This is a genomic window from Paenibacillus sp. FSL H8-0260, from assembly GCF_045040625.1.
GTDB classification, from domain to species: Bacteria; Bacillota; Bacilli; order Paenibacillales; family Paenibacillaceae; genus Paenibacillus_AQ; species Paenibacillus_AQ odorifer.
The window spans coordinates 99,731-122,727 of record NZ_CP150298.1 but is presented as its reverse complement, the minus strand read 5'-3'; the positions used below and the strand labels follow the sequence as shown (position 1 = coordinate 122,727).

Below are 22,997 nucleotides of genomic sequence, written 5' to 3'. Positions count from 1 at the left end.
CCAAGGATAAAAAATACAGAGCAGCCTATTTGCGATGTTTACAATACTTCGGACCCTTATATTTTTTATTGAAGAGAATTATTGGGTCATCACTTTTAAAGAAAACCTGCGTTCCCATGAAGCTCCGCCGTCTTTGGTCACATACAAGGAAGAGTAATCAAGCTCATGGATGGCGAGCCAGCCCTCTTTATTACTAGTAAAGGAAGTTACCCCGTCATAACCAGCGAGCTCCGGAAGATTAGCCCATTGCTTACCGCCGTTATAAGAGCGTCCAACTGCCACTTTCTCTGCTGCTGGGGAAAATCCCACTAAAAAAGATGTGCTGTTTCCCACAAGCTGCAGATTCCCGGGTTTGCCAGCGGCTGGCCCTTTATTGAATTCAGCCTTGCCACTGCCTGGCGCAGGTCCGCCGCCGGCAGTTTCCTGAGCGATCACACGATTCCAACTTTTCCCCCTGTTCGCACTTTCATACAGCGAGTAAGAGGTCTGACTCATCCCCGTACCGCCATAGAGCAATACAGCGACCTGATCTCCCTTAGCGGAGATTTGTCCAAACTCGGGCTCGGCAAAAGCCGCCTTCAATGAAAGGCTCCAAGTTCCCCCTCCATCTGTGGTCTTCATTACCCGATATCCGCTTCCCGGCACGATTACAACCGCCCAGCCGGTATTCCGGTCACTAAAATAAGCGCCTCGTGTATTGGGTGGGGTGGAAATTTTACTCCAGCTCAGCCCCCCGTCTTTGGTGTAAAACGTGGCGGCTCTCTCATAAGCAAAACCTTTCTTACTATCGATAAAATTTATTCTTTCAAAGCTGACGGCATTGTTCGAAAGTCTCTTCCACTCCGAGCCACCGTTAGAGGTACCAATTAAATATTGAGCCTGCCCCTCCTCTACAGAAGCAAGAGCAAAGCCATGTACATTATCGGGAAAATCGAATTGTTTGAAGCTCCATTGGCCTTGATAGATCTCTTGAAAATGGCAACCTCCGTCAGAGGTACCAATCATAAATCCATTACCTGCTGCCCGTCCAATATTCCCATTCAAAAACTGAACATCAGAAAAGCTAAGCGGTGTGGATACATCGCCTGAATGCTTGTTTTGCAGGGCCTGTAGCAAGCCGTGATCTCCCGTGCCGCAAGTCGCTGGTGCTGGTGCAGCATGTACAGAAGTTACAGGTGCACTCCAGCCTGAAACCATAATAAGCGTCGCCGAGAGGGCGGTTATTGTCGTCTTATGAATCCTTTTCGTCCATTTCATGATGACACCTCCTAATATGTATATACCCTTACTCACAATCCCTACTCTGTTATACCGCCAGAGAGGATACCCTATCTACCTTAAACAATCACAAAATAGAAACAATTTGTTACCCTCCATATCCCTAATGAATATCCTTCCAGATCCTTCCCCATAATATGAAAGAAAGGAGTCTGGTGCCATGACACGCGAATCAACGAATCCACCGAAACGAAAAAGCCGCTTCCGGCGTTTATTTCGGCTGCTGGCAGCCTTGATCATATTATTTGTAATAACCACCGGAGCTCTGCTCGGTTATCTATATCAAAAAGATCTTCCACCGATTAGCGATGATGTGCGCTCCAAGCTGTTTGACTCCCGGGGCAATGTTCTTGCCACCTTTACCTCAGACGGCCGCAGCCGTGAACCCGTCAAATTAAGTCAAATTTCTCCCCTGCTCATTGAAGCTACACTATCAGTCGAGGATCGTAAATTTTATGAGCATTCCGGATTTGATCTGAAAGGGATGGCACGAGCTGTTCTTGTCAATCTGGAAGAGGGGAACCGGTCGCAGGGTGCTAGTACGCTAACTCAACAGCTCGCACGTAACCTCTACCTATCCCATGAAAAAACGTGGACGCGCAAGGCTAAAGAAGCTGTCTATACGATGCAGCTGGAGATGAAATACAGCAAAGATGAAATTCTGAACATGTATTTAAATAATATCTATTATGGCCACGGTGCTTACGGCATTGAAGCAGCCTCACGGATGTATTTTGGTAAATCTGCAGCTGATTTAGACCTGGCAGAGAGTACCATGCTGGCTGGAATTCCAAAGGGACCTACCTATTATTCACCATACAACCACATCGATAATGCTAAAAAGCGCCAGAGAATCATCCTGACCGTCATGGCGAATTTAGGTAATATCACTCAGGAAGAAGCCGGACAAGCTGTCCAAGAGAACTTAAACTTCAAGCCGCAAGGGCAAAAGGATACGCTTGTAGCTGCGCCTTATTTCCGGGATTATATCCGCAATTTGGCTATAGAATCGCTCCACATCAGTAATGATGAGCTGGAGCAAGGCGGACTAAATGTCTATACCACCCTTGACCCTGACATGCAGCATGCCGCAGAAAATGCCGTTGACACAGAGATGGATCAAACTAGTGATCTGGAGACTGCGCTTGTATCCATCGATCCTCGCACCGGTTACATCAAAGCAATGGTCGGCGGAAAAAATTATCGTACCAACCAGTACAATCATGCTTTGGCCACCACACGCCAGCCGGGTTCTTCCTTTAAGCCGATTATGTATTTGGCCGCACTCTCTTCCAAAGAGATGACAGGACTTTCGGTCTTCAATAGTCAGCCAACGATGTTTCATTATGATAACAACCGCAAAACGTATCAGCCCCGAAACTTTGGGGATAAGTATCTGGGTGAAATTAATATGCGGCAAGCTATCGCAGCATCGGACAATATCTATGCTGTTAATACAATTATGAAGATCGGCGCGGATAAAGTGAGCGAAATGGCTGCGAAGATGGGCATTGACAGTCCACTTCAAAGCGTACCTTCGCTGGCACTAGGCACTTCACCGATCAGTCCGCTTGAAATGGCTGCGGCTTTTTCTGTAATTGGAAACAGCGGTCAGAAAATGCCGACCACAGCCATTCTAAAAATAACCGATTCAAATGGCATGGTCCTGTATGAAGCACCTCAACCCAAAGGAGTAACCGTCGTAGAACCTTCAGCTGCCTATGTCCTGACTCGTTTAATGGAGGGGGTATTCGAGACTGGGGGGACGGGCAATCGCGTGGCTTCCATAATCAAACGTCCGGTAGCCGGCAAGACCGGCACTACGGATACAGATGGCTGGATGGTAGGATTCACCCCGGAGCTATCCACGGCCGTCTGGGTTGGATACGACAAGGGGCGCGACATCGCAACTACCGACGGACGGCGTGCGGCTCCTATTTTCGCCCAATTTACTGAAAAAGCGCTGGAAAATGTCCCTCCAAAAATTTTCCCCATTCCAGATGGAGTGGTCAGCGTATACGTCAATCCGCAATCCGGTAAACTTGCTACAGCAGCATGTCCCGACAAAGAACTGGAAACCTTTATTAGTGGAACTGAGCCCACCGAATACTGCGAATTGCATGGAACTGGCGCCGCTCCTGCTGTCGATGACACACAAAGCAAGGTAGATCCTGCTGAAGAGAATCGTTCCCTATGGAAGAACATTAAACGCTGGTGGTTGAATTAGCCTCTTCATTTATATTGAAGGGGTTTTTCTTTTTTTATAAGTCATATATTGTAGTAACAACAGGATTTCTAAATTCAAATATCACTTGTCGCATAAGGGATGTAACCGTTTTATTTATTATGCTTACCCCATTCTCTTAACTCACAATTACTGCTATAATAGTTATTAGAAACCAAAATATAATGATGTAAATGAGGGACATGGGATGAAGGATACAGGCATGATCCGGAGTTTAGACAGTCTTGGGAGAATTGTGGTTCCCGCAGAAATCCGTATGACGCGTAATATCGACATTGGTGATCCTATCGAATTTTTTGTTTTAGACGAAAAAATCATCGTCCTTAGGAAGTACACCTCGACAGAGTGTACATTTTGCAGAAGCCACGACCATGTCACCTACTATAAAGAGCAGTTTATTTGTAGCAGCTGTCTAAAAGAAATTGTCGATCCTGAACGCATGTCTCAATTGCCAGAGTCACGTGAGGATTTTGTTGTTGAGGCACCAGAGCACAACACCAGCATCCGAAAGTCGAAGACAGAGGAAATGTGCCAACGTCTGGAACAAGCTATTGAAGATCATCCCTATGCCAACCAAAAAGAACTTGCAGAAATCCTCGGGATTAGCCAAGCCAGAGTGAGTCAGCTCAAACGCAAGCTTAGCAGTACAAGCAAATCATAAATTAAAAAAGCTTCGACGCTCCTGTTTCCGGAGGTCGAAGCTTTTTTTATATCGGATAACCCTTCTGGAGGCTCCTATACTATTCAGTCAGTGCAGCTTTAAGCTCATCTGAGGATGCATTCCACCATGCTTCATTATGAGAGATCAGAAGGGATTTGAGCGCCGACTTCTCAATGGCTCCAAGCCCTGCCACATCGATCTTGCGTTTAAGAGCTGCATCCAGCTTATTGACATGCTCGGCAAGAATTTTCCATCCGCGGCGCGCTTCTGTATCAATCCACATTTCACAGGCTGTGATTCCACCATAAAATTGAGCTTCCAATGTACGGTCTACCGCTACCCATACCACCCAAACCTGTCTTCCATTCGGTACATCTTCACGATTCATGGAAAATTTAATTCCTTTTTCCACCTTGCTCTTGGCATGCATGGCACCGATATCAATAACCGCCACATCACCATCAATAATGACAGGTGAAACGTTGTTGAGATCTATAGAGCCTGCTCCAAAGCCTTTATGTTTACTTTTAGCGTTCACAATATTTAAGGCAATCTGTTTCTTGCCCTCCGGTTGTATGTTGTCCACGAGTGCACACCCTTCCTCTTACGAATAATTTAATTTTAGCTAATAATGCGGCGATTGCAAACATATACATCCCGTAGATGCTTGTCACGGGAGGAATCACACTATGAAGTCACTGTCATTAAAGTACATCATCTTTGCGACCCTGGCCATCCTCGCGCTGCTGGGAGGAGGAATATGGGCCTTTTCAGGAGATAGCTCAACAGCTTCTGTTACTAGCTTTGCTTCAAAAGAGGCCAAGTCCTCCAGCGGCACAGCGCCTGCAGCCGTACCACAGCAGGTATTGCCTGAGAGCGCACCCGTCCCGGCAGAGGAGGCTTTAAGCCAGCGGGTAGTCGAGTATCACATTGATGTCCAGCTTGTTCCTGACACAGAAACCTTAAAAGCTTCTGAGACAGTAACCTGGACACACCCCGGAGTAAAGCCAGTAAGTGATTTATATTTTCACATGTATCCAAATGCATTTGCCTCATCAGATACCACCTTTATGAAGGAATCCGGGGGGACGCTCAGAGGCGACAGCATGCCTGAGAACGGCTTCGGAAATATGACGCTGACCGATCTGCGCACGACAGAAGGAACTTCGCTAATGCAAAGAGTGCAATATGTCCAACCTGATGACGGCAATATCAACGATAAGACACTCCTAAAGGTACATCTTCCTCAGCCTGTTAATGGTGGGGAAAGTGTAACACTTAAGCTTCAGTATGAAGTCCAGCTGCCCAAAATCTTTGCTCGCATGGGTGCTTCAGGTAACTTCGTTATGGCTGGGCAATGGTTTCCTAAGCTTAGTGTATACGAGCCTAAGGGCACGCGCGGAGTTAAAGAAGAAGGCTGGGACCTGCATCAGTATCACGGAACTTCTGAGTTTTACAGTGATTTTGGCATCTTTAATGTAACGATTTCCGTTCCTTCCAACTATACGGTGGCAGCGACCGGATTTCCTGTAAAAAATGCCAAGCTCAAACAAGATCAGAAAATATATCAGTTCTACGCCGATGATGTCCACGATTTCGCTTGGGCTGCATCCCCTGATTTTACAGTAGCAGAGGAAGCTTTCTCTACGCCGGAGGTGCCTGGAGTGCGAATTAAGGTGTATCTCGACCCTCTGCACAAAGACTTACAAGAGCGTTACCTTCAAGCTGCCAAGGCTGCCCTGACCTACTTCAGCAAATGGTATGGCCCTTATCCCTACTCTACGCTGTCTATTATCGTCCCACCTAAGGAGGGAAACGGCGCGGGAGGAATGGAATATCCTACCCTTATTACAGCCTTTGGGGCCGCGGATTCTTCTCCAGATACCTCACTTGAAAGAACCGTCATTCATGAGATCGGCCATCAATACTTCTACGGTATGGTAGCCAGCAATGAATTCGAGGAGGCTTGGCTGGATGAAAGCTTTACTTCCTATGCCGAAGACAGACTTATGGAACAAGAATACGGTATCAAGTCTAATTTGCCTTTACAGGCCAGCCTGGTAACTATACCTGAGCCGTTAAATCTGGAAACGTGGAAATATGCAGGGGCGGATTCCTATAGCCGAAATGTTTATATCCGCGGCAAGCTTGTACTTAAAGATATCGAACGCCAGGTAGGTACCAAAGCAATGAACAACATCATGTCCTCCTACGCTCGTAAGTTCCGTTTCCAGCATCCCGCTACGGCAGATTTTCAGAAAGTGGTTGAGAAGGTAACCAAAAAATCATGGCAGGCATATTTCGATGATTACATTTATGGCGATGGGGCGCCTGACTTCTCAGTAGATACGATTACTTTTAAAAAAAATAACAGCGGCGATGCTCAAAGCTACGAATCATTAGTGAAGATTTCAAATAAAGGGAGCCATTACGTTGATGTTCCCGTGAAATTCACATTCGCCGACAGCTCTTCGGTGCAGCGGGTCTGGAACGGTGAAGGAGCAGAGACTACGTTTCAATTGTTAAGCGATAAGCCTCTTCTCTCTGCTGAGATTGACCCTGAGCATTCCATCTTATTGGAGAGCAAACATTTAAACAACTTTAGGCTGGCGGAAATAGAGCACAAGACGCTCTCTCGCTGGACGTTAAGTGTAACTAAACTACTTGAAACCGTGCTCGGAACTCTTGTCTGGTGAGGTGAATGATTGTGAGAACATCGATAACCCGCGGCTGGCAAAGCATGAAGGAGCAATTTTATATTTTAATTCTGCTCTTCATCTACCGACTGCTCTGGGGCTACTTTATGTATGGTTTCATCCGATCTGCTATTATTCCAATTCTACTGCGCTATCCAGATAAAGACGCCGGCGGCAGCGGTATGGGCAGACTGTTGTATTATATCGAGGGACAGTTCAGCTTGAATACTGACCCTGCGATACGCACTTGGTTATGGATGCTTCTAGGACTTGTTGTCTTGCGACTTCTGCTTTCTCCTTTCATAAGGGCAGGATTGCTGCATGAGCTCCACCAGGAGCGAAGGGGCGAGCGCGGACTGTTCTTTTTCCCCGGCATGAAGATCTATGGACTACCTGTCTTAGTCTTTAGCCTAATCGAATGGGTTCTGACCCTGCTGCCGCTTTACTGGCTTGCTCCAAAAATGTACGGGCTGTTCTTATCCTCTTTGTTTAACTACACTTTGTTACTTCATTTAGTACCATACGTATTGGCATGGCTTATATATATTTTTATCGTGCGCCTGTTTCTTCTATATATGCAGTTTGGTTACACCGGCGGTACAGGAATGTTCTCCTCACTGTTCATCTGCTTGCGGTCACTGATTCCTGCTATAGGTGTTTCCATTGTACTTGGTGCGGGAGGCTTGCTCTTACTGCTAGTGTGCGGACTGACGGGTCTGTTCTGTCCCGGCCTGCCGGCACTTATAATACGGCAAATCTCACCACTACCTTCTACGCTCTTAAAAATGTGGGGAATCTCTGCACAATATCATCTATGGTGTAGCAAAGCATTTCCACAATAAATTAACCTTATTTGACATAATAAAAAGGTCCCAATTCCTGTATTCAGGAGCTGGGACTTTTTCTCATTACGGATAACTGAAGAGTATTTGCAAAATCATAAAAGCTCTGTTACAATAAGTCCTGTGCTATTAGTAACAATTTTGTAATCAATTGAAACGATTCCTACATAACTAAATGTATTTATCGTAAGTGTAACTGTCGAAACGTCATTCTCTTGGTGCTTAACACGCCTAATTCCTTTGCACCGGGAAGTGGGGGAACCATATTTTGGGTGAATTGATCTCGCTTTACAGGGATCATAGGGAATCTTCTACCGAACCCTTAAGCTAACCTCGCAGGCCTTGGAAGGAGTACATCTTTTGAAAAGACATAATTTAAGAAAAAAATGCGTCGCTGCGGCGCTAGGACTTGTAATGGCATTATCTATTGGTGGAGGAAGCGCCTTTGCCGACTCTAAGATGGACACTGTAATCTCAAAGACTATTGGAGTTGCCTATAAAACCGGAGGTACAAGCACTGCCGGATTTGATTGCTCTGGATTTACAAAATATGTATTCAAGAATGTAGGTCTTACTTTACCTCGTACATCAAAAGCTCAATATAGCGTTGGAACTGCTGTATCCAAAAGCAATCTGCGTTCTGGTGATCTAGTGTTCTTTAACACACTTGGCAATGGAGTATCCCATGTCGGCATTTATGTTGGAAACGGAAAATTCGCACAATCGTCCTCTTCGCGTGGAGTAACCATCACTTCACTCAGTCAGGCCTACTGGGCCAATCGTTATGTTGGCGCTAAAAGAGTAATGAGTACTTCAGCTTATCAAGCTGTAGCCTTCGATTGAAACCTTCCTCACAACTATAACCTCATAATTACAACTATATGAACCTGAATCTGATTATGCCCGTAATCAAATTCGGGTTTTTCTTTTTTCCATAATATATTTTTACACTATTAGAGCCCAATTGAAACACGTTTATTTGATAAAAATTGCAATTATATTAAAAATTAGGTCATTATTAACGCTTACATATGCCTTTCTACCGTAAAAATGCCAATTTTTCTGCATTAATATGTTAAAAACGATTGCCAAGCGGCTTTCTGTTTGTTACAATTAGCGCAGTGAGATTTTAGTAACATTTTTGTAATCATTAAGTTGTTATTTACAAAGGTTTTGTCATGTATTGATTACAAGCTAATCCTAATCAACAGTATGAGCCGAGTTTCCTAACTATTAGGAAAACGGGGGAACCAACTTTGGGTGAATTGACCTCCATTATATAGAGGGGTCATAGGGGACCTTCAACCGAACCCTTAAGCTAACCTCGTAGGCATTTGGAAGGGGTATACACTTTTGAAGAAGAAGTTAGCAGCAGCAGTACTAAGCTTTTCCATCATCCTCACCATCGGAGCAGGAAGCGCTTTCGCAGATTCCAAAATGGATAAAGTGATTGACAAGGCCATCGGTACTAAATACGTATCCGGCGGTATATCCACTAACGGATTTGATTGCTCCGGATTTACAATGTATGTGTTTGATAAGATTGGCATTAACCTTCCACACCAATCAGGTTCCCAATATCAAATGGGCACAGCAATCTCCCGTGATGATATAAGAGCCGGAGATCTTGTATTCTTCAATACAAGTGGCAAAGGTGTCTCCCATGTCGGCATTTATGTCGGTGAAGGTAAGTTCGCACACGCTTCTACCTCACGCGGTGTTACCATTAGCTCTCTGAGTGATAGCTACTACGTGAAACGCTACGTTGGTGCCAAGCGCATTATGAGCACAGATGCTTACAAATCGGTTGCTGCTGAATCGGAAGACAATGATGATGTGCAATAAATAACGTACATAGGCTCTTTTCCAAGGTAATTCTTGGAGGAGAGCTTGTTTTTTTGTCTTATTACTTATTTACCCCTCTCATAATTTGTAAAACATTCCCCTCATATAAATTTTCTGAGTCGAACCTCCCCCATTTTGTATATAATTAGTAATATAGCAATGTCCTCGTGAAAGGAGATCGTTGACCTTATGATAAATCCCTCGGTAACTTTTCATGTAGTTCCTATGGAGGCAATTCACGGAGAAGCTATTTGTAAGTGGAGCTATACGCCTCCATATAATATTTATGGCTGGATGCCGTGGGAGCAGATGCAGGCCCTTGGCATCGAGTTTGGCGATCCGCAGCTCCGGGAGGAACAATATATCTCCATATTAAATGAACATGAGGTTTTATGCGGATTCGCACAGTTGTTCCCTATGGAAGGAGTCGTCCGTTTAGGGGTTGGGATGCGCCCCGATCTATGCGGCCATGGTTTAGGCAAACTATTCGTGGATGCCATCGTCCAGACAGCCTTGAATCGTTATCCTGATCGTGAGATAGATCTCGAAGTCCTGACCTGGAACCAACGCGCCATTCGAACTTATCAAAAATGTGGATTTACGATTACAGATACGTATGAACGCCGCACACCTACAGGAGACAAACCTTTTTATTGCATGGTCTATGACAAATGATATTAAATACCAGAAATTTCATAAGAATGATTGTATTCTCGTTCATTTTTTTGTCACAAACCCTATGATAACGCTTCACCATAAGCTATAATGTAGGGAGCAGCTTACATAGAAGGGACGAATTGGGATGCAGAAATGGATCATGAGCGGTTTGTTTTTTGCCGCCTGTGCCTTTGCGGTAGTACTCATGTTTACACTTCCGGGTAAAGAAGAGGTAGCGGAAGAAAATAAGCCCACGATGCCGGTAGTTCAACTGGACGCAGCAAAGGCAGAAGCAACCGTGAAAGCCAGCTGTATCACCTGTCACGGCGATCAGCTTCAAGGTGGAGTTGGACCAAGTCTTCAGAATGAAGGCGGCCAGCATGACGCTGAGGAAATCTACAGCATCGTCACCAAAGGACGTGGTCAAATGCCTTCCTTTAAGGAGAAGCTAGCCCCTGAAGAGATCGCCAACGTCGCACTCTGGCTCTCAGAGAAAAAGTAACCCATCAAGCAACTAAAAACGCCCGTGTATGAGATAGGTGACTATCTATGCACGGGCGTTTATTTTATGATTTTGGCTAAACTAATGATTTTTTTCAAAGGCTTCATTAAATTCATGCGCCGCTCGAAGATCTAGAGCCGTAATCCCATCTTCTTCATTAGATTCAAGTCGCAGGGTAACTGTTTTATAATCAATCGTAATATGTGGATGATGATCGAAGGCTTCTGAAATCGTGGCTACTTCATCAACGAACGCAATGCCCTTCATATATTGGCTGAACATATATTTTCGCACCATAACATTATTATCCAGCTTCCAGCCCTCCAGCTTGGTGATCTCCTCACGCAGTTCCTCTTCCGTAAATAACAATTCGTTTCCTCCCTTACAAAAAATTGCAGTAAAGTGCGCAGTTCCCTTTACTTGACTTAGGCGTTAAACAAAACATCCCTTAGCTTCTGAGGTCCAAGGGATGTGCCAGGATAAAGGCGATATTTTCGATTTAATGTATTCACAAATCCCAGCGATTATAACTCGGCTTTATCAATTTTAACACGGGCTACTAACTACGGGCAAATTACGTCCAGACGTCTCCTCTGCCTAAATCAAAACTACTGAAGCCAAATCCTCTTCGCCAACTAAAATATTAATGCGGTGCGTGTCCTTATCGTAAATAATTACGCCGCTCCCCACTTCAATCATAGGTTCATTACCCAGCGCGAAGAAAAGATCCTCAGCCAATGCTTCCCATACCTCCAGCTTTGATTCTTGGGGTAGTTCCTGCCACTCGTCCGGATCCATCTCAAAAAATAAATATCCATCGGAAATTCGTCCGACGGCTTCGGTCAAATCTGTTAGAATTTCACCGTAATCTCTACCATGCTTTACACCCACGTATATCACTCCGTTTTCTTCACAGATGAATAATTACTTACCTTATCCATTATAGCCGAAAAAATGACTTCACAAAAAACCGAATGATGTCGATAAATAAGAATATACGTTAATTCGGTTTCGCACAGAGTGCCCTGCCGCTGTTTCAAGGATGATATACGCGGCATTGTCGGAACACATCTTAAATCTCACGGACGAGGTGCAAAATGGAAATTTCAACAATAATTGGTTTAATTTTTGGTTTGGTTGCTGTAATCTGGGGCATGATCCTCAAGCACGCTCCACTTCATGCTTTGGCCACACCTGCTGCTTACGTTATTATCTTGGTGGGTACGGCAGCGTCTATTTTCATGGCCTTTCCTTTCAACGAGGTCAAAAAGATTCCAAGTCTGTTCAAAATGATTTTTATCAAAAAGAAATTAATCAGTAAACCCGAATTAATCACTATGTTCATGGAATGGGCTTCTATCACACGGCGTGAAGGTCTGTTGGCTCTAGAATCAAAGGTCGATGAAATAGAAGATAACTTCCTCAGGAATGGCATGCGGATGATCATTGATGGAAATGATCAGGATTTTGTCCGTGATGTCCTCATGGAGGATATCCACGCCACAGAGGATAGACATAAAGCAGGAGCGCTCATTTTCTCACAGGCAGGTATGTATGCTCCTACCCTTGGGGTGCTCGGGGCGGTTATCGGCCTCATCGCCGCTCTGGCTGATATGAGTGATATGAACAAATTGGCTGCGGCAATCGGGGCTGCCTTCATCGCCACTTTGCTTGGTATCTTTACAGGTTACGTATTATGGCATCCTATTGCTAATAAGCTGAAACGTCTCTCCAAACAAGAAATCGAAGTTCGAATGATGATGGTCGAAGGTCTTTTGTCCATACAGTCCGGTGTATCTACTATTGCCATCAATCAGAAGCTTGCTGTATTCCTAACACCTTCGCAACGCGTTAAGTTAAATGAGAAGGACGGTGGATCAGGTGAGCAAAAAGACTAGACACGAAGAGCATGAAGAACATGCCGATGAATCGTGGCTGTTACCTTATTCCGACCTCATGACTCTTCTGGTGGCTCTGTTCATCGTTATGTATTCTATGAGCGCAACGGATGCCAAGAAATTTGAAGAGATGAGTCAAGCCTTCAGTTCCGCACTTAATGGCGGTACAGGTATTCTTGAAGAGCGGGCAGCAATGCCTAGTAAGACTCAAGAAGATCTGGGCAAAAATGATAAGATGGGTAGCTCTACCTCCAAGAAAGCTGAAGAAGCAGAAATGGCAAAGCTACGACAAAAGGAACAAGAGGATTTAGAGAAGCTTAAGAAACAATTCGATCAATATATTAAGAGCAACGGCCTAACTGATCTGCTCAGTACGAAGCTTAATCAATCTCAGCTAATGATTACGATCAGTGATAACGCATTGTTCGCCTCTGGCCAAGCCATTGTTAAGGATGATTCGCGGCAATTAGCTAAATCCATCTCAACGATGCTGCAGCAATTCCCGGATTATGATGTAGTAGTGCAAGGGCACACCGACGATATTCCGATTTCCAATAGCAACTATTCATCCAACTGGGATCTGAGTGCGGATCGGGCACTTCAGTTCATGAAGATTTTGCTGCAGAACACAAATCTAAATCCGCGCAAATTTAGTGCGATTGGATACGGCGAATATCATCCTATTTCGGATAATGACACAGCTACCGGCCGAAGCAAGAATCGCCGGGTAGAGGTTTCCATCATTCGCAAATATCAAGAATCCAAAGAGTTCACAGGGATTGTTCCCTCTGCTGAATAAGTGATTTCGTAAGGTAATAAAAAGAGCTGTCCAAAGGTCTTAGACCCCGGACAGCTCTTTTTTTGTTGCGAGTACTACATTCTATATGGACCTGTAACATTGTAATAACATTCCTACAGTAACTCGTAGTTCAGCGTAGCTCCAAGCTCTTTCTTCTCATCAGCAGACAGCTCCCGCCATTCTCCCGTTTGCAATGCCCCCAGGCGAATATTCATAATCCGAATGCGTTGCAGCTTTCGCACCTCATAGCCAAAAGCGCTGCACATACGACGAATCTGGCGATTTTTGCCCTCTGTCAAAATAATACGGAAGACACGCTCCGTAATACGCGTGACCTCACAGGGCAGCGTCTTCTCACCTAATATTTTCACACCGCTCGACATGCCGGTAATAAATGAAGGCGTAATGGGTCTGTCCACGGTAACCACATATTCTTTTTCATGCCGGCCTTCCGCCCGCAAAATTTTATTAACGATATCACCATCATTAGTAAGCAAGATTAATCCTTCCGAATCCTTATCGAGACGACCAATCGGGAATATACGCTCATGATGACCTACAAAATCGACAATATTCCCCTTGATATGCTGTTCTGTGGTTGATGTAATCCCAACCGGCTTGTTTAGAGCAATGTAGACCGTCTGGCTTGAGGTTTCAAGCGCTATACCATCTATTCGCACATCATCGCCCGGAACAGCCTGACTGCCCAGCACAGCAGGCTCTCCGTTGATCGTAACTCTGCCGGCATCCACAAGCTTGTCTGCTTCTCGGCGTGAACAGTATCCTGTCTCACTGATGAATTTATTAATTCTCACGTTGTTCTTCACTCCGTTCATCCTTAATGTTAAGCCAAGGTGTAACCCCTCCAGCTGCAGGCAGCTTAATCATAACGGTTGTCCCCCGGCCAACTTCACTTTGTATTTCCAAATGACCCTTATGAGCCTGAATAATACGCTGGCTAATCATTAACCCAAGACCAGTCCCCGATTCCTTATTCGTGAAGAACGGTTCACCCAGCTTAGGCAGCACGTCCTCTGGAATCCCTTCACCCTGATCTTTGATTACAATAAAGACGCAATCCACAGAGTTCCACAGTTCCATTGAAATGACGCCACCCTCAGGCATAGCCTCAATTGCATTTTTAACAATATTAATAAATACCTGCTTCAGCTGGTTCTCTTCACAATGTACAGTAGCAGGTTGTTCAGAGAATTTCGTACTAAATTGAATATCATGTAGATGAGCCTGACTGTCCAATAGAGAAACTACATCACCTAATATGTAGCGAAGATCTTTCTCCTGAAAATGAACGGCTTGCGGCTTAGCCAAGATTAAAAATTCACTGACGATAAGATTAATCCGCTCCAGCTCGGATAACATCAGCTCTACATGAAGCGGAACCAAGAGCTCCTTCTCCTGTTGAAGCTGTAGAAATCCTTTTAACGTGGTAAGAGGGTTACGAATCTCATGAGCTACTCCTGCGGCCAATTGGCCGACTGTAGTTAGTTTCTCAGAGCGTCTAAGCAGCTCCTCCATTCGATTGCGTTCCGTCATATCACGAGAAACGTGAATAAAGGAATGGGGATAACCCTCTTCATCTCGAATTATCGAGGTACTAACGCTAACTTCAACTAATGATCCGTCCCGTTTAAGTCTCACTGTCTCGATCGGCGGCAGAACTGCACCATTTCTTAACGCGTCAAGCCGCTCTTCCTCTTGCTTAAGCGCTGTTGCGGGTACAAGATATGGCATATTGCCTATCACTTCTGTTGCACTCCATCCGTACAGCTCCTCAAAGGCTCTGTTAGTGCTAGTGATTCGTCCCTCCATATCCAACGTATGAATCGCATCCGACGTACCGTTAATTACGGATTCCAAATGCTCCTTAACCGCCCGGTTCTCTTCCAGCGTCTGCTTAAGACGATTGGTGCGTTGCATAAGATGAGAAGTCATAGCGTTAATCCGCAAGGCTAATTGACCTAGCTCATCACGAGAGGTTACGCTTAATGGAGGTTCGAACTTACCTCGCGCTACATCATTGACTTTAGCAAGTATAGCCTGAATTGGACGGGTAACAAAACCTGAAAGTATGTAACTACATAGCAAAAATAATGCCAGCAACAACAGAGACGTAGTCAAATAATTAGTTAATTGTTCATGAACTACGGATGAAATCACAGAGTAATCCAAAACTACACCGATTACATAAGGTTCCATTTTAGCAGTCTGGATAGGAATGAAGCTTTTGAGTACTCTTTTTCCATGTACTCTCGTCTCCAGTGTAACTGGCTTCTGCTTCTGCTGAGCTAATAGAATGGCCGCTTTATCTTGCTCCACATTACCATAAGTATAGGTACCGAACTTAATTGGGCGGTTGCCAAGTTTCTTTTTAAATGCATCGCTTCCGTCACCCGCCATACTCGCTAAACCAAATGTTGTTGGATTAAATCCTGTAAGCTCTAAAATCCCAGGATTAACTTCTTTGGTTCGTTCTACAATTTGATCGGGATTGGTGATTTTGACATATTCACTAGCCGCAGTATTGAGAATAACAGGATTTATGATGTAGTTGCTCTCTTCATCATGATAATAACCCCACTTCTCAATGAAATCGGGATTGTAGGTTGAATATTCAAATGGGCCTGACCAAAAATGATCCAATGCCTGACCTTGTCCCACAGTGACTTCCTGATTATCAAATAACTCCAAAAGGGCAAGGTACCAGTACCCCCAACCTTGAGTGGACATTCCAATATCAATAGGATTTGATGCCTTTGTCACCACGATATCATTATCAGTCTTTACCAGAATTGAAATATTAGACACGCCCAACTTGGAAGTTAGGGCCTTAAGTTGAGCATTGGTTATATTCTTATAATCCGGACCCAATTCCTTAGAGGCAAAGATGGCAGCCATTCTTAAGTTATGCGCAATTTGATATTCTACATAGTTAGAGCTATAGTTACTTTGTTCTACAGAAACAGCCATTTGCATAGCGGTGATCTGCATATTATTTGCGTTTTCATTTCTTAGATTATTCTGAGCGGCATAAAGGTTAAATGTCAGGTTTAATGCTAAAATTAGCAGTACCGCTCCAAAAATAATAGCAGATAGTTTTGTCTTTATGGACAAACTGTTATTCACCTCTTATCCACTGGTAAATCCTTGCGGAGCCTATAATAAACATCATACCTTTTGCCCCCTCATTTGAAAAGGACATTTAAAACAAGCCTATTAATTCACGAAATATTGAAATTCAAAAGGTGTTTCTCTACAATATATAAGAAACCATCCACATCTTATGCACATATAAACAAATTATTAAAGTCCGATGTGTACAAAAATGTGTATAAGTAGGCTGTTATCCACAGAGTTATGCACATTTTGTTAAGAACGAATATTTGTTCGTTGTACAATGGTTACAGAAGAAGGGAAGATGATCTTGAATATTAAAGCCGATGAATCGCCAGAAGATATACAAGCGGTTCATGAATATTGGATGAGGCAGGCGATCGCAGAAGCACGTAAAGCTGAGGCATTAGGTGAGGTTCCTATTGGCGCTGTCATTGTTCGACATGGTGAAATTATAGGACGTGGATACAATTTACGAGAAACGACAATGGATTCGACAGCCCATGCAGAGATGGTAGCCATTCGCGAGGCCAGCAATGTCCTGAATTCTTGGCGTCTGCTGGATTGCCAGCTGTACGTCACCCTAGAACCTTGTCCGATGTGTGCAGGAGCAATAGTGCAGTCCAGAGTGCCTCTCACGGTATATGGAACGCCTGACCCTAAAGCTGGATGTGCCGGGACCCTCATGAACTTGCTTGAAGAGCCGCGATTTAATCATAGAACTGAGGTAATACAGGATGTTTTACAAGAAGAATGTGCAGATCTACTCACCTCCTTCTTTCGCCGTTTACGTAAAAAGCCAATTAAACAAAAGGAGGACTCCTAAATGACCCTTACTCTATATCATACCTCTCAAGGGATCTATATTTCTCCACTTGAGCTTAAGGATGCACAGCGCCTGCTGGAGCTTCGTTTAAATAACCGGGTAACCCACGAACCGTTTGAGCCAAAACGTGATGAGCACTTCTTTACCCTGGAGAGTCAGCAACAGATCATCAATCAGCGTATTGAGGACGCCCTACAGGACAGAGCTTATATGTTCGGCATTTATCTGCTGGATGGACAGCTAATCGGTCAGATCACATTGTCCAACGTCTCACGAGGTGTAGCACAATATGCTGATTTAGGATATTTAATGGATCATCGGATGCAAGGACAAGGTTATATGACAGCAGCGGTCGGATTAGTCCTTGGCTATGCTTTCCGAGCCTTAGGTCTACATAGAGTTCAGGCAGCTATTTTATTGCATAATGAAGCTTCCCGAAGAGTCCTGGAGAAGAGTGGGTTTAAACCTGAAGGGGTTGCCCGTCAGTATCTTAAAATAAATGGACAGTGGCAGGATCACCAAACCTACGCAATCTTAACTGAAGATGTGCTGACAGAGGAACAGAAATAGGATTCTGCATTGTCGCAGGAATCAGTCTACTTTTTTTCCTGAAAAAAGACCCGCATGGGCGTATAATATACGCCTCATGCGGGTCTTTATCTTGCGAACTGGGATTAATAAGTTCCCAAACCACCGAATTCTTCTCCAAGTTGATCCATTGTAATTACATCATCACCTTGAGGGATACCAATCTTGAATACCGGCTTTTCGTTGATCTTGCTGTATTGGCCCGTTCCATTTACTGAGAAGGCCACTTTTGTGCCATCTTCCGGATCATTTACTTTAACATCCATCAATAAATCCTGATACACAGCGTATCCGTCCTTATTGATCGCAGTATTATAGTGGAACTGGTTGATGGTAAGGTACTTATCAAGATCAGCTAAGCCCTTATCCAATTCAGTTCTAGCTTCACCTGATGTCAGTTCTTCTTTAGCCTTAGCTAGATCTGCATCTTTAATCTGCAGCATATCCTTGTATTCTTCCTTGCTTACGATATCAATGATTTTTGGCAGGGCATTATTCACCAAGATAGTGATTGCTTCTTTAACATTATCGTTAGTCACTTGGAACTGAACGACTTGTTTAGCTTCCACACCTTCTGGTAAATTAGCATCTTTGGGATCAATCTCGTTAAAATATTTTTCTTCGTCATATTCAGCTAGGACAGTGTCCACCACTTCATTAGACAGCTTCTGCATTTTTTGAGTATCCATCGTACTTGGGTTAAATTCTGCACCCTCCTGCTCTGCCAACGCCTTCAGATCAACCTCTACAAACTTATTGAGGATTGTCTCAGGAATCGGTACGAAAGGAATAGATGGAATCTTAACATACAACTTCTCAGCAGTCATTACCATAGGAACATTAAAGCTCATGCTCATATCGCCTTTCAGATTCAGAACCATAGTTAGTTCTGTCTGCATTGGCTCTGCTTGATATACCCCATCAATGGTAATATCAGCATTCTTAAGCATACTAAGTACCTGTGTAGTCATTGCAGCAGATTCAGCGTCAGAAGTCTCGATCGTAAGATCGTTGATCGTGAATTTACTCTTCATCTCATAAGATGACATTGTAGTCGCTTTAGTAGCGGCTGATTTTAAGGCCTCTTTTGGCGCCTCCTGTTTACTTGCACATCCCGGCAGAATTACTGCTGCTGTAAGCAGCAATGCAGCGGCCGACAAACCCCACTTTTTGTTCATTATTGTTCTCCTCTCCCATTGTAAAAGAAATCTCTCCCCCTCCTATGATAAACCATTTGTAAAAATCAAGAAACACTTCTTTAAAATTCTTAACGTTTTTATTTGTTAACCTTGTGGATTATGGTGGTCAACATGGTTCGCTTGTTTCACCTTTTTAGAACCTGAAAGTGGTTCTGGACCTGAAGGAGTATGGTCTTTTCTCCGCTCACCACTTGTTGGCTCTGCCCCAGGAACAGGGATACTTTTTGGTTTCGACATTTTCATTCCTCCTAAGGATTGGTCAAGTTCTGAAGAGCCTGAGCACATTCATGAATTTGCCGTGAGTATTGCTGTGCTAGCTGCTGTACGGCATCACTACGCTCATCAATATGGAGACCGCTCTGTTCCACATCCAACAGATCCACTGCCACTTCTCTGCTATCTACATACTTGCAGCGAAAATCCAGTGAATAGCCTTGATGACCTGCCGCATTAAAATGAATCAGCAAGCTATTGGGATCCCCATTATCCGCCAGCACACTGAAACTATCCCCATCATCCATCAACGCCGGCAAACGCTCCTGCCAGGCTGAGACAAGCTTATGCTGATCAACTTCTAATGATCTATCCATGATTATGATCATCCTCCTTCTCTAATACATTGCGGAGAAATGAAGCTTTTTATTCTCAATAGAACTAGGTCTACCAAACAAAACAAAAAAACCGTCCCCCAGAGGGAACGGTTTCTATCTAATTATTCTTTAAGTTCATAAAGGAATGGCGGAGAGGATGGGATTCGAACCCATGTGGGCTTGCACCCTAACGGTTTTCAAGACCGCCCCGTTATGACCGCTTCGGTACCTCTCCAAATGCATTTAAATTTCACATGCATTAGGATTGTACCATACAATGCAAAGAAAAAGCAACTATATCTTTAAATAGTTTTTGGTTGTATCGATTTTACATTGCGCATATAAGGTTGTAGGCATTCTGGAATCAGAACACTGCCATCCTCTTGCTGATAATTCTCAAGAATTGCTGCAACCGTACGTCCAACAGCCAAAGCAGAGCCGTTCAGCGTATGAACAAATTCAGGCTTCGATTTTGGATCCTTACGGAAACGAATATTTGCCCGGCGTGCTTGGAAATCTTCTGTATTTGAGCAAGAGGAGATCTCACGGTACATCCCACTCTCAGGCAACCACACTTCCAAATCGTACGTCTTAGCCGATGTAAAGCCCATATCAGCCGTACATAACCCAAGTACACGATAAGGCAGTCCTAACAGCTGCAGCACACTTTCAGCATCTGCTGTCATTTTTTCTAATTCCTCATAAGAGGATTCAGGGGTGGTGAGCTTCACCAACTCTACCTTGTTGAATTGATGCTGGCGAATCAAACCGCGAGTATCACGGCCCGCCGAGCCCGCCTCAGAACGGAAACAAGAGCTGTAAGCTACATGGTATTTAGGCAGGTCAGCTGCCGTCAAAATCTCTTCACGATAGTAGTTCGTTACCGGTACTTCAGCTGTAGGAATCAAATAGTATTCGGTATCCCGTAGCTTGAACAGATCCTCTTCGAATTTAGGCAGTTGTCCTGTACCATACAAGCTGTCTTTGTTTACAATGTAAGGCGGCAGCATTTCCTCATAGTTATGCTCACCACTGTGAAGATCCATCATAAAGTTAATCAGCGCCCGTTCTAGACGTGCTCCGAGTCCTTTATAGAAAACAAACCGGGATCCTGTAACCTTTGCTGCAGCTTCAAAATCAATAATATCAAGCTGCTGCGCAAGCTCCCAATGTGATTTCGGAGTGAATCCGAACTCTTTAGGCTCCGACCAACGGCGTAATTCAACGTTATCATCCTCGGATTTCCCTACTGGAACTGAATCATGAGGAATATTAGGGATATTCATAGTAAGATCAGCAATCTGTGCTTCCAGTTCACGTACTTCATCATCAAGCTCTTTAATTCGGTCAGATACTGTACGCATTTCTGTAATTAGATCATCTGCTGGCTCGCCGTTCTTTTTCTTTTTTGCTACTTCACCTGAAACTGTATTACGACGGTTCTTAAGACCTTCGGTTTCTTGCAGTAATTCACGTCGACGCAAATCAAGTTGTGGAAAATCAGCAATTAAGTCCAGTGATTTGCCCCGTTTTTCTAAAGCCTCTTCCACTCTTGCGTAATCACTACGTAGTATTTTTACATCTAACACAAAGTTTCCCTCCTGAAAACAGCCTAAACTCTTTCAAAATGCTGATTACAGCTTTGAAAGAGTCAGGATGTTCTTTATATGCGATTTTGTTGTTGGACTTCCCTATTCGCCTCTACCATATCGGCAAAATATTGGTGCAGTCTGAAATCATCGGTCAGTTCTGGATGAAAAGAACACACCAGCAAGTTGCCTTCGCGCGCGGTTACAATCTCATCATTATAGACTGTAAGCACATCAACTCCCGGTCCTACCTCGTTGATAAGCGGTGCACGTATAAACACAGCACGAACCGGCTCATCAATGCCTTTAACCTCCAGATCACATTCAAAGCTTTCCCGTTGGCGGCCGAATGCATTCCGGGCTACGATAATATCCATCAGCTCCAAATGCCCCGGTTCACCACCGGCAATTTTTTTGGCCAGCACGATCATACCCGCACATGTGCCAAAAATAGGCTTACCCTGATCAGAAAAATCACGGATGGCTTCTATGAAGCCATATTTCCTCATTAGCTTTCCAATCGTTGTACTTTCTCCGCCGGGGATAATCAGGCCTTCAACTTCTTCTAGCTGCTCCACACGCTTGATAGGCACGCCTTCTGCACCGGTCTTCTCTATACTAACAATATGCTCCGTAACAGCGCCTTGCAGCGCCAATACTCCTATCTTCATCCTACAACCTTCTCTCTATTAACGGCCACGCTCCGACATACGTTCAGCCGGGGTGAGAGTTGCAATATCAATCCCCTTCATTGGTGCACCAAGGTTCTTGGATACTTCAGCAATCAGTTTGTAATCAGTATAGTGTGTAGTGGCTTCAACAATCGCACGCGCAAATTTCTCAGGATTGTCCGATTTAAAAATACCCGAGCCTACGAATACACCATCAGCACCCAAATGCATCATAAGAGCAGCATCGGCAGGAGTAGCTACACCCCCAGCGGCAAAGTTAACAACCGGCAGTTTTCCAAGCTCATGTACTTCGAGCAACAGCTCGTAGGAAACTCCCAGGTTCTTTGCTTCATTATATAGCTCGTCCTTGGACAAATTCGTTACTTTACGGATTTGACTGTTGATAAAGCGCATGTGACGCACGGCCTCAACAATGTTGCCTGTTCCTGGTTCACCTTTTGTACGGATCATGGATGCACCTTCGTTAATACGTCTCAGTGCTTCTCCCAGATCCTTCGCTCCACATACAAAAGGAACGGTGAACTCACGTTTATCAATATGGAATACTTCATCAGCAGGAGTAAGAACTTCACTCTCATCCAAGTAATCAACACCCAAAGATTCTAGAACTTTCGCTTCTACATAATGGCCAATACGAGCCTTAGCCATAACAGGGATACTTACCACCTTGAGAACCTCTTCTACAATTGTAGGATCGGCCATCCGTGCTACACCGCCAGCTGCACGAATGTCAGAAGGTACGCGTTCCAGAGCCATAACAGCAACTGCACCAGCAGCCTCAGCAATTTTTGCTTGTTCTGCATTCATGACGTCCATAATGACGCCGCCTTTTTGCATTTCTGCCATGCCTCTTTTAACTCGCGATGTACCTGTTTCCATGTCCTAACCCCCCGAATGATCTATCTTAATCTAACTTGTAATTTTACCCCAATGAAGGGAAATCTACAACCCATTTACT

Annotated in this window: 24 protein-coding genes, 1 tRNA gene and 2 riboswitches; of the genes, 12 read left to right on the top strand and 13 right to left on the bottom strand. The window is 44.3% G+C overall.

Annotated features, from left to right (window positions below; genetic code table 11):
* Positions 1-78: 78 nt before the first annotated feature.
* Positions 79-1,257 (bottom strand): hypothetical protein, encoded by a 1,179-nt coding sequence (locus MHI51_RS00575; RefSeq protein WP_405173486.1) that lies wholly within the window; start codon positions 1,255-1,257, stop codon positions 79-81.
* A gap of 181 nt (positions 1,258-1,438) precedes the next feature.
* Between MHI51_RS00575 and MHI51_RS00570 the strand changes: the two genes are divergently transcribed.
* Together MHI51_RS00570 and MHI51_RS00565 are read left to right on the top strand one after the other, a co-directional pair.
* The gene (locus MHI51_RS00570; protein ID WP_405173485.1) at positions 1,439-3,505 is read left to right on the top strand and encodes a transglycosylase domain-containing protein; all 2,067 of its coding nucleotides are present in this window, start codon (positions 1,439-1,441) and stop codon (positions 3,503-3,505) included.
* A 205-nt stretch (positions 3,506-3,710) separates the two neighbouring features.
* Positions 3,711-4,184, top strand: a complete 474-nt coding sequence (locus tag MHI51_RS00565) for an AbrB/MazE/SpoVT family DNA-binding domain-containing protein (RefSeq protein WP_038568063.1) — start codon at positions 3,711-3,713, stop codon at positions 4,182-4,184.
* A gap of 79 nt (positions 4,185-4,263) precedes the next feature.
* Here the strand turns inward: MHI51_RS00565 and MHI51_RS00560 are convergent, their stop codons facing one another.
* Positions 4,264-4,770: a YwhD family protein gene (locus tag MHI51_RS00560; RefSeq protein WP_036679953.1), complete on the bottom strand. Its 507-nt coding sequence runs from the start codon at positions 4,768-4,770 to the stop codon at positions 4,264-4,266.
* 103 nt (positions 4,771-4,873) lie between these two features.
* On the opposite strand from MHI51_RS00560, the gene MHI51_RS00555 reads away from it, so the two are divergent.
* From MHI51_RS00555 to MHI51_RS00530, 6 genes are all read left to right on the top strand, one after another.
* On the top strand, positions 4,874-6,880 hold the full coding sequence (locus MHI51_RS00555; RefSeq protein ID WP_342410313.1) for a M1 family metallopeptidase: 2,007 nt from the start codon (positions 4,874-4,876) through the stop codon (positions 6,878-6,880).
* A gap of 11 nt (positions 6,881-6,891) precedes the next feature.
* Positions 6,892-7,722, top strand: coding sequence for a hypothetical protein (locus tag MHI51_RS00550; protein WP_076187222.1), 831 nt, complete (start codon positions 6,892-6,894; stop codon positions 7,720-7,722).
* 218 nt (positions 7,723-7,940) lie between these two features.
* Positions 7,941-8,079, top strand: a riboswitch (cyclic di-AMP (ydaO/yuaA leader).
* 57 nt (positions 8,080-8,136) lie between these two features.
* A complete protein-coding gene (locus MHI51_RS00545; RefSeq protein ID WP_076130394.1) occupies positions 8,137-8,565 on the top strand; it encodes a C40 family peptidase in 429 nt (142 codons plus the stop codon).
* A gap of 362 nt (positions 8,566-8,927) precedes the next feature.
* Positions 8,928-9,070, top strand: a riboswitch (cyclic di-AMP (ydaO/yuaA leader).
* Between the two features lie 5 nt (positions 9,071-9,075).
* Positions 9,076-9,567 carry a C40 family peptidase gene (locus tag MHI51_RS00540; protein WP_341000893.1) on the top strand — a complete coding sequence of 164 codons (492 nt, stop codon included), beginning with the start codon at positions 9,076-9,078 and terminating at the stop codon, positions 9,565-9,567.
* Positions 9,568-9,756: 189 nt separating this feature from the next.
* Positions 9,757-10,242, top strand: coding sequence for a GNAT family N-acetyltransferase (locus MHI51_RS00535; protein ID WP_076220343.1), 486 nt, complete (start codon positions 9,757-9,759; stop codon positions 10,240-10,242).
* Positions 10,243-10,369: 127 nt separating this feature from the next.
* Entirely contained in the window at positions 10,370-10,726 is a 357-nt protein-coding gene (locus MHI51_RS00530; protein ID WP_036679962.1) for a cytochrome c, read from the top strand.
* An 81-nt stretch (positions 10,727-10,807) separates the two neighbouring features.
* Here the strand turns inward: MHI51_RS00530 and MHI51_RS00525 are convergent, their stop codons facing one another.
* Both MHI51_RS00525 and MHI51_RS00520 read right to left on the bottom strand, forming a co-directional pair.
* A complete protein-coding gene (locus MHI51_RS00525; protein ID WP_076130383.1) occupies positions 10,808-11,095 on the bottom strand; it encodes a 4a-hydroxytetrahydrobiopterin dehydratase in 288 nt (95 codons plus the stop codon).
* Positions 11,096-11,323: 228 nt separating this feature from the next.
* Positions 11,324-11,617 (bottom strand): hypothetical protein, encoded by a 294-nt coding sequence (locus MHI51_RS00520; protein ID WP_036679966.1) that lies wholly within the window; start codon positions 11,615-11,617, stop codon positions 11,324-11,326.
* A 206-nt stretch (positions 11,618-11,823) separates the two neighbouring features.
* Between MHI51_RS00520 and motA the strand changes: the two genes are divergently transcribed.
* Both motA and motB read left to right on the top strand, forming a co-directional pair.
* Positions 11,824-12,624, top strand: coding sequence for a flagellar motor stator protein MotA (motA, locus tag MHI51_RS00515; protein ID WP_036679967.1), 801 nt, complete (start codon positions 11,824-11,826; stop codon positions 12,622-12,624).
* On the top strand, positions 12,608-13,423 hold the full coding sequence (motB, locus tag MHI51_RS00510; protein WP_076130384.1) for a flagellar motor protein MotB: 816 nt from the start codon (positions 12,608-12,610) through the stop codon (positions 13,421-13,423). Before motA ends, motB begins: the two co-directional genes overlap by 17 nt.
* Positions 13,424-13,536: 113 nt before the next feature.
* On the opposite strand, the gene rluF is transcribed toward motB, so the two are convergent.
* Both rluF and MHI51_RS00500 read right to left on the bottom strand, forming a co-directional pair.
* Positions 13,537-14,238 carry a 23S rRNA pseudouridine(2604) synthase RluF gene (rluF, locus tag MHI51_RS00505; RefSeq protein ID WP_036679985.1) on the bottom strand — a complete coding sequence of 234 codons (702 nt, stop codon included), beginning with the start codon at positions 14,236-14,238 and terminating at the stop codon, positions 13,537-13,539.
* Complete coding sequence (locus MHI51_RS00500; RefSeq protein ID WP_076277999.1) at positions 14,228-16,555, bottom strand: sensor histidine kinase; 2,328 nt, start codon at positions 16,553-16,555, stop codon at positions 14,228-14,230. Before MHI51_RS00500 ends, rluF begins: the two co-directional genes overlap by 11 nt.
* Before the next feature lie 310 nt (positions 16,556-16,865).
* Between MHI51_RS00500 and tadA the strand changes: the two genes are divergently transcribed.
* Both tadA and MHI51_RS00490 read left to right on the top strand, forming a co-directional pair.
* Positions 16,866-17,381: a tRNA adenosine(34) deaminase TadA gene (gene tadA, locus MHI51_RS00495; protein WP_342410312.1), complete on the top strand. Its 516-nt coding sequence runs from the start codon at positions 16,866-16,868 to the stop codon at positions 17,379-17,381.
* Positions 17,382-17,951 (top strand): GNAT family N-acetyltransferase, encoded by a 570-nt coding sequence (locus tag MHI51_RS00490; protein ID WP_076277997.1) that lies wholly within the window; start codon positions 17,382-17,384, stop codon positions 17,949-17,951.
* A gap of 104 nt (positions 17,952-18,055) precedes the next feature.
* Here MHI51_RS00490 and MHI51_RS00485 read toward each other — a convergent pair whose 3' ends face one another.
* The 7 genes from MHI51_RS00485 to pdxS form a co-directional block, all read right to left on the bottom strand.
* Entirely contained in the window at positions 18,056-19,147 is a 1,092-nt protein-coding gene (locus MHI51_RS00485; protein ID WP_076130388.1) for a hypothetical protein, read from the bottom strand.
* 105 nt (positions 19,148-19,252) lie between these two features.
* Positions 19,253-19,405, bottom strand: coding sequence for a small acid-soluble spore protein P (locus MHI51_RS00480; protein ID WP_076138623.1), 153 nt, complete (start codon positions 19,403-19,405; stop codon positions 19,253-19,255).
* 11 nt (positions 19,406-19,416) lie between these two features.
* Positions 19,417-19,758 (bottom strand): hypothetical protein, encoded by a 342-nt coding sequence (locus MHI51_RS00475; protein ID WP_036679977.1) that lies wholly within the window; start codon positions 19,756-19,758, stop codon positions 19,417-19,419.
* Between the two features lie 146 nt (positions 19,759-19,904).
* Positions 19,905-19,993 (bottom strand) — tRNA-Ser (locus tag MHI51_RS00470).
* 67 nt (positions 19,994-20,060) lie between these two features.
* On the bottom strand, positions 20,061-21,347 hold the full coding sequence (gene serS, locus MHI51_RS00465) for a serine--tRNA ligase (protein WP_038568043.1): 1,287 nt from the start codon (positions 21,345-21,347) through the stop codon (positions 20,061-20,063).
* A gap of 74 nt (positions 21,348-21,421) precedes the next feature.
* Positions 21,422-22,018 carry a pyridoxal 5'-phosphate synthase glutaminase subunit PdxT gene (gene pdxT, locus MHI51_RS00460; protein ID WP_076220098.1) on the bottom strand — a complete coding sequence of 199 codons (597 nt, stop codon included), beginning with the start codon at positions 22,016-22,018 and terminating at the stop codon, positions 21,422-21,424.
* 18 nt (positions 22,019-22,036) lie between these two features.
* Complete coding sequence (gene pdxS, locus MHI51_RS00455) at positions 22,037-22,918, bottom strand: pyridoxal 5'-phosphate synthase lyase subunit PdxS (protein WP_076148021.1); 882 nt, start codon at positions 22,916-22,918, stop codon at positions 22,037-22,039.
* Between the last annotated feature and the right edge of the window lie 79 nt (positions 22,919-22,997).